This is a genomic window from Streptomyces sp. NPDC050504 (assembly GCF_044458065.1).
Lineage (GTDB): Bacteria > Actinomycetota > Actinomycetes > Streptomycetales > Streptomycetaceae > Streptomyces.
The window spans coordinates 373941-386069 of sequence record NZ_JBITHO010000006.1 but is presented as its reverse complement, the minus strand read 5'-3'; the positions used below and the strand labels follow the sequence as shown (position 1 = coordinate 386069).

Genomic DNA, 12129 nt, shown 5'->3' with positions numbered 1-12129 from the left:
CGTGCCTAGCGGATGACCGGGGCGGCGCCCGTCGCGGCGCCGGACAGTTCCCAGAGGCGTACGGCCGCCCCGGGGTCGACGGCGTGCTCCCGGACGCCGCCGTCGTCCATCGGCGTGTCGGCGGCCACGGCGCGCGCCACGTCGCAGTCTTCGAGGTAGAGCCCGCCGAGCCCGTCGAGGCGTACGGCGAAGAGGCTGTTGGCGGTCTTGGCCTGGCCGTAGGCGAGCCACTTGTCGTAACCGGTGAGGAGTGCCGATCCGTCATCGCCTGGAAGGTGGGGGTGTACGCCGAGCACCTCGCCAGGGGCGAGGCGGGCGGCCTCTGGGACCCGACGGCCTGACCCCGTCGTGTCCGGTCCCGGTCCGCGTACCGGCCGTCCGCGATGCGAGACTTCGTCGTGCCCTCTTCTCCCGGGGAACGGACTGACCGCGCGCCCGGACCCGCCCGACCGCACGAAGGCACCCGGCCGACTTTGCGCACGGCCCCACCGGTCGTCGTTCGCGCAGGGAGCGAGCCGAAGCGGACCGACGGCCGCCGCCTCCGCTTGGCGTGCCGCACCTCAACTGATCGGCACGGCCGACGCCCGGTCGGGCGGGCGTGTGCCGTGTGGTTCACCGCCCGCCGCCTGCCGACGGGAGCCCCACGGCGGCGCCGCGCGTACCTACGATCCCTTGCTTGTATCGGTCACTCACCTTCAGGAGGTACCTTCATGCGCCGTACTGCCAAGGCCCTCGCCGGGATCGCCGGTGGTCTGGCCCTCGCGGGCGCCGTCACCGTACCCGCGGCAGCCGCCACCAGCACCGCGGCGGTCACGAGCACGGGCACCGCACCGAGCTGTGTGACGTTCCGCCACTCGAACCCGGACGGACTCGGCTACCTCACGCTCACCAACGGCTGCGGCTATGACGTGTCCGTCCGCTGGGTCGACGGCGTGGGCAAGGTTTCCTCGACCTGTTTCAGCGCCCCGGCGGGCCAGGTGACACGCCACACCGTGTGGTCGTTCAGCTGGATCGTGGGCCTGAACAACTGCTGACCCGCGACGGGCTCTTCCCCGCCCGCCGGGGAGACCGGCGAGCGGGGAACGCCCCGGCCGACGGCCGGACGCGACCCTGAGGCGGGGACGTGCCAGATGAACAGCGCCACCGTCGCCAAGGCCCCGCGGGAGGGCACGGAGAGACGCTAGGTGGCACTTCGCGTGCCGGACGGGAAGTGGGCCGCGAAGGGCTTGCCGAGCGTGAACTCCCGGAACCGCAAGGCCGCTTCCGACAGGTGGGCCGTGCGGTTGCGTACCAGGTTCAGCACCCGGAAGCAGTCCTCCGCGGCCACCCGCACCCATGCGACCGGCACCTTCGTCTCCGTCCCCACCTGCCGTGAGATCGCCGGGATGAGGCCGATGCCGAGACCCGCGCTGATCATGTTCTGGCTCGCGCCCGGCTCGTCCCCCTCGCAGGACACCGCAGGGGCGAGCCCCTCGGTGGCGAACAGCCGGTCGAGCAGCGCGCGTTGCCAGTGTCCCGGGCGCGTCGTGACGAACGGCTCGTCGGCGATCTCGGGGATCGTCACGCTCTCCCGCCCGTCGAGCCAGTGCCCCGGCGGCACCGCAAGCAGCACCTCCTCACGGGTCAGCTCGACCGATTCGAGGTGCGCGCCGGTCAACGGCTGCGAGGCCACGCAGAAATCGACCTCGCCCGTACGCAGCCTGCGCTCCATGTCCTGTGCGGTCGACTGGAAGAGGCGCACGTCGGCGCGGGGGTGGGAGGCCCGGAAGCTGCCGAGGAGATCGGTGACCGTCAGCAGGGTCTCGGAGGCGACGGCGACCCGGCCGAGTCCCGTGTCCCGCGCCTCGCGCAGCGCCCTGCACCCCTCGTCCAGCTCGCGCAGGGCGCGGTCGACGTGCCGCAGGAAGACGGCGCCGTACTGGTTGAGCCGGATGCGGCGGCCCTGCCGGTCGAAGAGCGGGGTGCCCAGCTCGGCCTCCAGCCGCGCGATGGTGCGGCTGAGCGAGGGCTGGGCGACCCGCAACTCCTCGGCCGCGCGGCTGATGTGCTCGTAGCGGGCGACGGTCTGGAAGTGGCGCAACTGGAGCAGATCCACGGTTCACCCTCTTCAGCGGTGCCCCAGCACGTTGACCACCCTGCCGTTGGGGTCGCGCACGAAGAAGCGCCGTACGCCCCACTCCTCGTCCTGCAAGGGGTGCACGATCTCCGCGCCGCTCTCCCGGACGGCCGCGTAGACCGCGTCCACGTCCTCGACCTCGACGCTCATGTCCGGGGTGACCGGCGCGGTCTTGTCCTCGGCCATGAAACTGATCTGCGCGGCCGGGGCCGTCGGGGAGGCGAGAGTCATGATCCAGCCGTGGTTCATGACCTCCTCGAAGCCGAGCAGGCCGTAGAAGTCCCGGCTCTCCTCCACGGCCTCCGAGCGGACGTTGGGCACGACACGGCGAACAACCATCGAATACTCCAAACGCACGGGACCGGTTTTCGAACTGTGGTTCCCCATGATTATCGACCTCGGGACGCCTCGACGTCCGCCGCCCGCCCGGACCCGACTTCATCGGGCACAGGATGTCGGGTCGGGCAGCGGGCGCACTGCCTACCGTGGTGATCGCAGTCAAGAGGAACAAGAGGAACAAGAGGAAGGTGACCGGGCGTGCTGGACCGGCTGAACCAGACCCTGGAGTACATCGAGAGCCGCCTGGACCGGGACATCGACCCGGCCGAGCTGGCGCGCCGCGCCGCGACCTCGGAGTACCACCTGCGCCGGATGTTCTCCGCGCTCGCGGGGATGCCGCTGTCGGAGTACGTCAGGCGCAGGCGGCTGACCGTCGCGGGCGCCGAGGTGCTGGCGGGGGACGCGTCGCTGCTGGAGATCGCGGTGCGGTACGGATACGGCTCGGGCGAGGCGTTCGCCAGGGCGTTCCGCGCCATGCACGGCGTGGGACCGGGCGAGGCCCGGTGCACCGGCACCGAGCTCGTCTCCCAGGCCCGGTTGACCTTCCGCCTCACCGTCGAAGGGAGCAGCAGCATGCGATACCGCGTGGTGGACAGGACCGCATTCACCGTCGTCGGCCCCAAGGCCAGGGTGCCGTTGGTGCATTCGGGGCCCAACCGGGCGATCGTCGACTTCGTCCGGGGGATCGACCCACGGCTCGTGGAGCGCTTGGCGAAGCTGTCGGACCAGGAGCCGCAGGGCATCGTCGCGGTCTGCGACGACCTGGACCCCAGCCGCGCCGAGGGCACCGAACTGGACTACTACCACGGGGTCGTGACCGCGGAGCCCGCGCCCGAAGGCACGGCCACGCTGTCCGTTCCGGCGGGCACCTGGGCGGTCTTCACCGTCTCAGGACCCGCGCCGCAGGCCATCCAGGAACTGTGGCGGGACGCCTTCACCGAGTGGTTCCCCTCCAACCCGTACCGCAGCAGGCCAGGCCCGGAGATCCTGCGCGTGACCATGGCGCCGGGCGGCGCCGAGGCAGACGCCGAGCTGTGGCTGCCGGTGGAGCGGGAACAGGGCCGAGCGGCGGTCTTCGCCGACTGACCCGGGGAACGACGACGCCGACTGCCCCTCAGGAGGGGCAGTCGGCGTGACGTCGAAGGGACGAGGAAAGCGAAGGGACTAATTCTTTGCAGGAAGGTGAGAAGGAAGCCCGTTCATGGCCTCGCCCGGGGCAAACCGTAGCAGTCACCCCGGGATCAGGTCGCGCAGGTTTTCCGGCGTGATGATCCGGGAGTCCGGGTGCAACCCCTCAGGACGCTCCAGGCCGACGTACGTGACGGGGCCGTCCGGCACCGCCGTGCCGTCCCACAGCGTCGTGGCCGTGGCACGGCCGGCCATCAGGCCGGTGAGGTACCGGACGGTCAGCCGCTCGCGTTCGACGATGCCGCGCACCAGCGTCGCTACGGACACCCGGTTCTCCTCCACCCGGTTGGAGTGCGGTCTGCCCTTCAGGTGCAGGTGCAGCCACTTCGCGTGCCAGCCGCCGTCCTTTCCGCGGACGAACACCAGCGGCAGCGCGACCCTGCCGGGCCCGCGCAGTTCCGACTTCATGCGCACCGTGCGCGCCTCGAAGGGGCGCCCCCGCTGTTCGCCGTCGCGCAGCATGTAGCCGAAGAACGACTCCTCGACGTCCTCGAAGCCCTCGCCCGCGTAGATGTTGACCTGCGGTACGACGTACGTGCCGCGCACGGCGCCGAGCCGCAGGTCGATGAACTCCGACGCGCCGTCGGGTGCTTGTGTGATGTCGCCGGAGTGCACGCCCTCGACCTCGGTGAGCGAGGTGTACGACAGCCAGCAGACGGTCTCGTACGCCTCGTTCAGAACGAGCCCCGACAGGTCGAAGTCGGTGTCGCGACTGGCCTGCTTCCAGTACGTGAAGAACCGCAGCAGCTCGCCCTCCACGGGCGATGCCGAGCCGCGCGGCAGCACCCCGAGTCCGGCCGTCGTCGCCTTGCCGCTGAGCGGCAGGGCCACGTCGAGGACGTCGGGGTCGATCAAGAGGTGTCCTGGGTCGGGCAGACGGCGGGCCGTCTCCGCGTCGAGCGCGGCGATCAGCCGCTCGCGCTCCGGCGCGGGCACCGGCGGCCGGGTGTCGGGCGTGACCCAGGCGCGGCCCGTGCGGTTGACGAAGACGCGCCGCGCCGCACTGTCCGCACGGTCGCTGTTCGCGCGGTCGCCGTCCGCGCGGTTGTGCAGGTGCTCGCGCACCGACAGCAGGACCCGCCCGGAGGCCTGCGGGAGCACCTGTTCCGCTGCGGTCGTCACGGCGTCGCGCTCCTCCTGCGTGGCGCACGCGCACAGCAGGCGGTCCAGCGCGCGCAGTAGTTTGCCCGGCGCGCCCGCGAGCAGCCGGGCCGCCCCCGTGACGTCGCCCGCGCCGAGCAGTTCCTCGACGCGGCCGTCGAAGGACCTCGCCTCGGCCTCGCCCCGGGCGACGGCGAACACCCGGGCCGCGTGCGGCCAGCGCGCCGCGTACTCGTGGGCGTGCAGCCGCTCACCGAGGCGCTTGAACGCCTCGCGGTGCGCGTGGACGTCGGCGAGCCTGCCGGGGGAGTGCGCCACGACGGAGTCGAGCCCCGCGAGCAGCGCCCGGCGGTCCCGGCGGGACAGCGAACGGAACCGGGTCGGCTCCAGCAGCGTCACGTCGCCGCCCGACAGCGCGCAGGCGAGCCGGAGCACATCGGTGACCGTGTCCAGGAGCAGGTCGGCGCCCGCGTCGAACCGGGCCCGGTTGACGACGGCGCGGTTCTCCCTGACCGGGATCTGAGCGGGCTGGGGACCGGCCGCGCGGTGCTCGGCGAGCACCGCCAGGTCGCGCAGGTCCTCGTTGCCGAGCGGCGTGGTGCTGCCTGCCAGGGCCAGGTAGAGGGCGGTGGCCTCGGCCTCCACGGGCCCGCCCAGGTGCAGCAGGGTGACGCGGTCGCCGGCGTCCACGATCAGTTCGTCGTGCGCGGCGAGCATCTCGGTGTACGTGTGCTGGTACGTGCCGTACGCCGGGAGGGCCAGCAGGTTCACCAGGCCGTCGAAGAGCACGGGGAGCGTGCCCTCGCGCGCGGTGTCGTCGACGAGCGCCCGCAGGACGCACTCCGCCCAGAAGTCGTGGGTGTCCGGCACGTTGGCCGGGAAGTCCACGAAGTAGACGTTGTGCCGCACGTGGTCGCCCACCATGCGGCGCACGGTGTCCAGCGTCCGGGCCGCGGTGTCGGCCACCACGGCCCCGGGCAGCTCCGACAGGTGCTCCAGCAGGTCGGCCGAGAGTTTGAACCCCACGGACATCAGCGCCGTGTCGAACTGCCGTGCTGCGGCCGCGCCCTGCCCCTCGGACCCGGCCGGGCGGCCGGGTCCGGAAGGTGCGGGCACACGGAGGGTGTGGCGGACCACCAGGGGTTCCAGAGGGTGGGACATACCCGCATGGTCCCAGAGGTGTTCGACGGGACGCATGCGGGTTTTCGAACGCGGCGGTCAGAGCCGCGCCGTCCTGCGGTGTGCCGTTCAGCGGCCCCGGCGGGCCCGGCGGCGCACGGTGAAGACGAGCGCGGCGCCGAACGCCAGGGTGGCCCCCGCGACGGCGGCGGTCTGCGCGGCGACACTGCCGGTGTCGGGCAGCTCACCGCCGTCGGGCCCCGGCGACGGCTTCACCGTGGGCGAGGGCTCCGTGGTGGGCTCGGGCGTCGGCGAAGGGGACTGCGTCGGGGAGGGCTTGGTGGAAGGGGACGGGGAGGGCGAAGGGGAAGGCGAGGGAGAAGGTGAGGGCGAGGGGGACGGGCTCGGCTGGGGGACGGTGACATCGACCGTGGCGGTGCAGGACGGGTCGCTGCTTCCGGTGGGGCAGTTGCCGCCGGGCTTGTCGCCGGTGACGACGTTGGTCAGCTTCTTGTCGCCCGTCACCGGGTCCTTGACGGTCACGCTGTACGTCAGACGGACGGTCCCACCGACGGCCAGGTCGCCGGTCCACCTGAGGTTCGGGGCCGTGTACACGGGGTCCCCGACGGTGGCGGTGGCGTCGTCGTTGTACACCGCGTCGTCGAGCACGTCGCTCAGGTCGTCGGTGACCGTCAGCGCGTCCAGCGGCGCGTTGCCGGTGTTGGTGACGTCGACCTGGTACGTGACCTTGTCCCCCTCCTCCGCCTCGGTGCGGTCGGCGGACTTCACCACGGTGTAGGCCGGCTTGGCCGCCACCGTGTTGCGCACCGTGTTGCTGTCGCGCTCCTGGGAGCGACCGGTCTGCGCGCCCTTGAAGGACACGCTCGCGGTGTCGTCCAGCTTCGAGCCGGGCGCCGTGCCCGGGGCCACCTTCACCTTGAACGACACGGTCCTGCTCGCGCCCGGGGCGAGGTCGGCGGCCGTGCAGGTGACGGTCGACCCGCTCGCGGTGCAGGAGTCGCCGGAGCCCTCGACGAAGCTGGTGCCGTCCGGGATCCGGTCGGTGAGGGTGACGTCGGTCGCGGTGTCGAGGTCGGCCGTGGTGCCGTCGGCGTGCTCGTTGGTGAGCGTGAAGGTGTAGGTGATGGTGCCGTCCGGGTCGACGAGGCCCGGCGGGGTGTCGTCGGTCTCGCCGGCCGGGTCGTTGGCCTTGGTGAGCCTGAGGTCGGGCTCGCGGGCCTCCAGGGCGAGCCAGAGCGCCTGGGGGTGCAGGGCGTCGCCCGCGCCGTTGATCCGCAGCAGGGCCTGGGTGCTGCCCGCCGGGATCTTGCCGGTGACGTCGATCATGCGGGCGTCGTAGCCGTAGTTGTTGACCGGGTTCGGGTCCCGGTCGGTGATGTTGGTGCCGCTGCCGTCGGGCGCGACCCGGTCGATGCGGCTGGTGAAGGCGTTGTCGCCGGTGATGCCGTTCGGCCCCGGCATCAGCAGCTCGGTGAGGTTGTCCGAGTCGGAGCCGACCAGGGCCTGGTCGCCCGCGATCGGCGCGTCGCCGTCGCCGAGCGTGACGCCCATGGTGGCCTTCGGCGGCCCGCCCGCCGGGGTGCGGATGCCGCCCATGGTGAGGGTGGTGAGGTTGTTCGGGTCGCGCAGCAGCTGGTAGCCGTCCCAGACCTGGAGGTAGCGCAGGGGTTCCGCACTGGACTCGTAGGCGACGACCAGGGACCAGCCGCCCCAGCAGCCGACGTTGTTGCCGCCGTGGTTCTGGGCGGACGACCGGCCGCTGCAGGACTGGATGTCGGCGACGGTGTAGTTCCCCGCGCCCGCGGCCTTGACCTCGGCGGTGACGTCCTTGACGGCACCGGCCGCCATCAGCGGCTCCGGCGGCGTGCCGCCGACCTTCTGGTCGAAGTAGTCGTAGGTGTCGGCAGTGATCCGCTGGTAGCCGGAGGCGCCCGGTACCTTCCAGGACACCTCGTTGCCCTTGTCGAGGTCGCCCGACGTGCCGTTCGTGCTCGTGCCCGTCGGGTTGAACTGCCAGTACAGCCGCGCGGACAGCACGGTGGCTCCGGCGGGGATGGTCAACTGCGCCGACGAGGCGTTGGGGCCGGGGGCGTCGGGGTCGGACTTGACGAACATCGTCCGGCCGTTGTTGGTGCCCTCGGTGTCGGAACAGACGGTTCCGTCGCTCGAATCGCAGGTCAGCACCGAGTTGGAGGCCATCGTCAGGTTGCCGTGCGTGAGCAGGGTGACGACGGGGTCGGGGCCGATCGGCCGCTGGGTTCCCGCACCGCGCAGCGCCGAAGGATGGACGGGGGTCGCCGCAACCGGCACCGCGGCGACGAGGGCCGCGGCCGCGCACGCCCCCGTCAGGGGCAACAACAGGGTGCGGGCCGGACGGGTGCCCGGCTGATGACGACGGATCACGTACGACGCCTCTCGCGAAGGGATCTCCGGTCGGCGTCCGCGGCCGACGGGGAGCACCCGTGCGTGCCACGGCGGGCGCGGCGGGCGCTGGGTGCAAACTCGCACCCGCACGCACCTCGTCGGCGGCGGCACGCGTACCGGGCCACCCGGTCGGCGCGGTCAACCACCCGAACGCACCTACGGGCCGGGGCGCCGCGCGCGACCGGCCTTCAGGCCGCGTACACCTGCTCGCCCGCCACGTGCGTGGAGAGCACCGCCACGTCCCCGATCCGCTCCACCGGCACCTCGCAGGGGTCCTCGTCCAGCACCACCCAGTCGGCGCACTTGCCCGCGCTCAGGCTGCCCAGCTCCTCCTCGCGGCGGCAGGCGTACGCCCCGCCCATGGTGTACGCGTACAGCGCGTCGTGGACGCCCATCGCCTCCTTGGGGCCGATCGGCAGGCCCGTGGCGGAGGCGCGCTGCACCATCACCTGGACCGCGCGCAGGGGCGCGCCGTCGGTGACCGGGCGGTCGGAGCTGCCCGCGAGGGCGACGCCGTGGTCGAGGAAGCCCTGCCCCCGGTAGAGCCAGGGCGCGCGCCGCTCGCCCATCAGCGGCGCGTAGTCGTCGCCGAGGTACCAGAGGAACGACGGCTGCACCACGGCGGTCAGACCCAGCTCGGCGAAGAGCGGCAACTGGTCGGGGCGTACGAGCCCCGCGTGCTCGACCCGGTGCCTCGCGTCGGGGCGCGGCAGCGCGCGCTGGGCCTCGCGCAGCGCCCGCAGGGTCACGTCGACCGCGCGGTCCCCGATGGCGTGCACGGCGAGCTGCCAGCCCGCGAGGTGGCCCCGCACGATCGTGTCGGTCAACTCTTCCTCGTCCGCGTAGAGTTCGCCGCCGTGGTCCAGGCCCTCGTACGGCTCGGTGAGCGCCGCCGTGCGGGGCATCATGCCGCCGTCCGTGAACACCTTGAGCGCGCCCAGGGAGAGCCGGTCGTCGCCGAAGCCGCCGCGCAGCCCCAGGTCGAGGCCCCACTGCGGCCCGTCGGACGGGTGGCCCGCGAGCGGGTGCAGCGCCGAGGACGCCACCATCAGCTGGACCCGCAGCGGAAGCCGGCCCCCCGCGCGCAGCAGCTGGTACGCGGCGGCCTCCGCCGGGCTGTGGGCGATCAGGCCACCGCCGATGCCCGCCTCAGCGCAGGCGGTGACGCCCTCGGAGACGCAGACGCCCGCCGCGTGCTCGACGGCACGGGCCAGTTCGTCCCGCGTGTACGGCATGCGCAGCGCGCGGACCGCCGCCATGCCCGACTCGGCGAGCACCCCGTCCCTGTGCCGCGTGCCCTCGGGCAGCATCGCGAGCACGGAACCGCTCACCACGCAGGCGTGCCCCGAGTCGTGCGTGACGATGGTGCGGCGCCCGCCCCCGGCCGCGTCCAGCTCGGCCGCGGTGAGCTCGCGGCCGATGCGGCGCTGGTCGTACCCGGCGACGTCGAGCCAGCCGTCGCGCGGGGCGGCCGCGGCAGCCGTGCGGATCAGGGCCAGGACGTCGGCCGCGGTGCGTCCGGCGGCCACGCTGGGGGTGCGCGCCTTGAGCCCGGCCCACGCCAGGTGGACGTGGGCGTCCACGAACCCGGGCAGCACGGTCGCGCCCCGCAGGTCCACCTCGCGGCGGGCCGGGAGGTGTGCGACCTCCTCGTCGAGCCCGACGATCCGGCCCCGCCACACCCCGAGGACCGTAGCCGTGGGACGGCGGCCGTCCATGGTGCGGATGCGGGCGTTCGTCAGCTTGAGGTCGAGCACGTGGTCTCCCGGGAGGGTGCGGGCGCGGCGGGGCGCTTCGGGCGGGCCGGTCAGGACGCGTGCGCGGTGATCGTAAGGACGGTCGGCCCCGCTCCGCAATGGGCCGCCGTGCTCCGGCCGCGGGCTCCGGGCGGCGCTCAGGTTCCGGCGCGGCCGGGCGTGGGCGCGGGCAGTTGCGCCGCGACGATGGCGGCGAGGCAGATCCCGAACCCCACGAGCTGGACCGGCCCCAGCGTCTGGCCGAGCAGTACGGTCCCGAGCACCGCCGCGACCAGCGGCGAGAGCAGTACGAGCACCGAGACGGAGCCGACGGGCAGCGCGCCGATGCCGCGGAACCACAGGGCGAACGAGAGCAGACCGCCGACCAGCCCCATCCACAGGTAGCCGAGCGCGCCGTCCGGGTCGATCGTCGGCGGCGCCCCCTCGAAGAGGAACGTGACCGGCACCAGGAACAGGCCTCCCGCCGTGAGCTGCCAGGCCGCGAGCGCGGTGGGGCCGACTCCGGCAGGACGGCCCCAGCGCTTGGTGAGCGTCACTCCGAGCGCCATCGAGGCCGCGCTCGCGAGTCCCGCCACCACCCCGACGGAGTCGAAGGACGCGGCGGGGCCCGTCACCACCAGGCCGACCCCCGCGACGCCCGCCGCGCCCCAGGCGAGCCGCCAGAGGGAGAGCCGTTCACGGAGGACGGCCACGGCCAGGAGCGCCACGACGAGCGGCTGCGCGGCGGCCAAGGTCCCGGCGACCCCGCCGGGCAGGCGTTCGGCCGCGACGTACAACAGGGGGAAGAGCAGCCCGATGTTCAGCACGCCGAGCACCGCGGCCCGGCCCCACCACGCCCCGCGCGGCAGTGTCCGGCCGATCGCCAGCGCGACCAGGCCGGCGGGCAGCGCGCGCATCAGCCCCGCGAAGAGCGGATGCCCCGGCGGCAGGAGCTCGGTGGTGACGACGTAAGTGGTGCCCCAGGCCATCGGGGCCAGGGCGGTGAGGAACGTGAGGGCCGGGCCGCCGGAGGGGGAGCCTGTATCAACTCCCGTTGCGGCGAGCGGTGTTGCTGGACGTGTCATGGGGGAAGTCTCGTCCGGCGCCGATCCATGAGTCCAACACATGCTTGTCACGTGATCGATCTGGATCCACGATGGATCGATGGAGCTCCAGCAGATGCGCTACGTGGTCGCCGTCGCCGAGACGGACAGCTTCACGCGCGCCGCCGAGCGGTGCCACGTCGTCCAGTCCGCCCTCAGCCATCAAATAGCCCGCCTGGAGAAGGAACTGGGCGCGAGGCTTTTTGAGCGCACCAGCCGCCGCGTGCGACTGACCGCGGCCGGGGCCGCGTTCCTCCCGGCAGCCCGTCAGTGCCTGGAGGCCGCCGGGCGCGCGGCCGCCGAAGTCGCCGCGGCCGTGGGCGAGGTGCGCGGTCGGCTGGCCGTCGGCCTGATCCCCTCGGTCGCCGCCGTCGACGTCGCGGGCGCGCTGCGCGACTTCCACGACACGTACCCGGACGTGCGCATCAGCCTGCGCGTGGGCGCGAGCGAAGAACTGGTGGAGCACGTGCGCGAGGGCGCCGTCGAAGTGGCCTTCATCGGGCTGCCCACCACGGCGCGGCCCGAGGGCGTCCACGCACACGAACTGGCCAGGGACCGCCTCGTCGCCGTCGTCGCGCCCGACCACCCCCTCGCCCGGGAGCAGGCGGTCGACCTGCGCAGGCTCTCCGCCGAGGTGTTCGTCGACCTGCCCGCCAGGACGGCCGGGCGCGTCCAGTCCGACCAGGCGTTCTCGGCCGCCGGACTCACCCGTGACGTCGCCTTCGAGGTGACCAACGCGGACTTCCTGGCCCGGCTGGTCGGCCAGGGCCTCGGCGTCGCGATGCTCCCCGCCGCGTACGTCACCCGGCTCGCCGGGGTCACCACCGTCGAGGTCACCGACGCTCCGAGCCGCATCGAGTACGCGGTGTGGAGCCACGCCCACCGAACCCCCGCGGCGACCGCCTTCCTCACGGCCCTCGGCATCCCGGCCGAGCCCGACGCGAAGTGAGACCGCGGTGCGACTCACCGCCGTGCGACTCGA

Annotated in this window: 9 protein-coding genes and 2 pseudogenes; 4 read left to right on the top strand and 7 right to left on the bottom strand. The window is 73.1% G+C overall.

What is annotated here, in order from left to right:
* Positions 1 to 5: 5 nt before the first annotated feature.
* A pseudogene (locus ACIBNE_RS24445) lies at positions 6 to 245 on the bottom strand (hypothetical protein); the annotation flags it as partial.
* Here ACIBNE_RS24445 and ACIBNE_RS24440 point away from each other — a divergent pair.
* Positions 246 to 341, top strand: a pseudogene (locus tag ACIBNE_RS24440) (MerR family transcriptional regulator); the annotation flags it as partial.
* A 369-nt stretch (positions 342 to 710) separates the two neighbouring features.
* Positions 711 to 1034: a hypothetical protein gene (locus ACIBNE_RS24435; RefSeq protein ID WP_399274889.1), complete on the top strand. Its 324-nt coding sequence runs from the start codon at positions 711 to 713 to the stop codon at positions 1032 to 1034.
* A 146-nt stretch (positions 1035 to 1180) separates the two neighbouring features.
* Here the strand turns inward: ACIBNE_RS24435 and ACIBNE_RS24430 are convergent, their stop codons facing one another.
* Both ACIBNE_RS24430 and ACIBNE_RS24425 read right to left on the bottom strand, forming a co-directional pair.
* Positions 1181 to 2095: a LysR family transcriptional regulator gene (locus tag ACIBNE_RS24430; RefSeq protein ID WP_399274887.1), complete on the bottom strand. Its 915-nt coding sequence runs from the start codon at positions 2093 to 2095 to the stop codon at positions 1181 to 1183.
* Between the two features lie 12 nt (positions 2096 to 2107).
* Positions 2108 to 2455, bottom strand: a complete 348-nt coding sequence (locus ACIBNE_RS24425; protein WP_399274885.1) for a VOC family protein — start codon at positions 2453 to 2455, stop codon at positions 2108 to 2110.
* 198 nt (positions 2456 to 2653) lie between these two features.
* On the opposite strand from ACIBNE_RS24425, the gene ACIBNE_RS24420 reads away from it, so the two are divergent.
* Complete coding sequence (locus ACIBNE_RS24420) at positions 2654 to 3541, top strand: GyrI-like domain-containing protein (protein ID WP_399274883.1); 888 nt, start codon at positions 2654 to 2656, stop codon at positions 3539 to 3541.
* Positions 3542 to 3685: 144 nt separating this feature from the next.
* Here ACIBNE_RS24420 and ACIBNE_RS24415 read toward each other — a convergent pair whose 3' ends face one another.
* The 4 genes from ACIBNE_RS24415 to ACIBNE_RS24400 form a co-directional block, all read right to left on the bottom strand.
* A complete protein-coding gene (locus ACIBNE_RS24415; RefSeq protein ID WP_399274881.1) occupies positions 3686 to 5905 on the bottom strand; it encodes a hypothetical protein in 2220 nt (739 codons plus the stop codon).
* An 87-nt stretch (positions 5906 to 5992) separates the two neighbouring features.
* Positions 5993 to 8287, bottom strand: a complete 2295-nt coding sequence (locus ACIBNE_RS24410; protein ID WP_399274879.1) for an LPXTG cell wall anchor domain-containing protein — start codon at positions 8285 to 8287, stop codon at positions 5993 to 5995.
* 209 nt (positions 8288 to 8496) lie between these two features.
* Complete coding sequence (locus tag ACIBNE_RS24405) at positions 8497 to 10065, bottom strand: amidohydrolase (RefSeq protein ID WP_399274877.1); 1569 nt, start codon at positions 10063 to 10065, stop codon at positions 8497 to 8499.
* A gap of 137 nt (positions 10066 to 10202) precedes the next feature.
* Positions 10203 to 11033, bottom strand: coding sequence for an EamA family transporter (locus tag ACIBNE_RS24400; RefSeq protein WP_399275419.1), 831 nt, complete (start codon positions 11031 to 11033; stop codon positions 10203 to 10205).
* A gap of 175 nt (positions 11034 to 11208) precedes the next feature.
* Here ACIBNE_RS24400 and ACIBNE_RS24395 point away from each other — a divergent pair, with 175 nt between their 5' ends.
* Positions 11209 to 12096: a LysR family transcriptional regulator gene (locus ACIBNE_RS24395; protein ID WP_399274876.1), complete on the top strand. Its 888-nt coding sequence runs from the start codon at positions 11209 to 11211 to the stop codon at positions 12094 to 12096.
* Positions 12097 to 12129: the final 33 nt, after the last annotated feature.

Bases quoted from the DNA above. Each gene is read 5' to 3' on its own strand.
- ACIBNE_RS24425 (WP_399274885.1), bottom strand. From the start codon at position 2,455: ATGGTTGTTCGCCGTGTCGTGCCCAACGTCCGCTCGGAGGCCGTGGAG.
- ACIBNE_RS24435 (WP_399274889.1), top strand. From the start codon at position 711: ATGCGCCGTACTGCCAAGGCCCTCGCCGGGATCGCCGGTGGTCTGGCC.
- ACIBNE_RS24395 (WP_399274876.1), top strand. From the start codon at position 11,209: ATGGAGCTCCAGCAGATGCGCTACGTGGTCGCCGTCGCCGAGACGGAC.
- ACIBNE_RS24400 (WP_399275419.1), bottom strand. From the start codon at position 11,033: ATGGCCTGGGGCACCACTTACGTCGTCACCACCGAGCTCCTGCCGCCG.
- ACIBNE_RS24415 (WP_399274881.1), bottom strand. From the start codon at position 5,905: ATGTCCCACCCTCTGGAACCCCTGGTGGTCCGCCACACCCTCCGTGTG.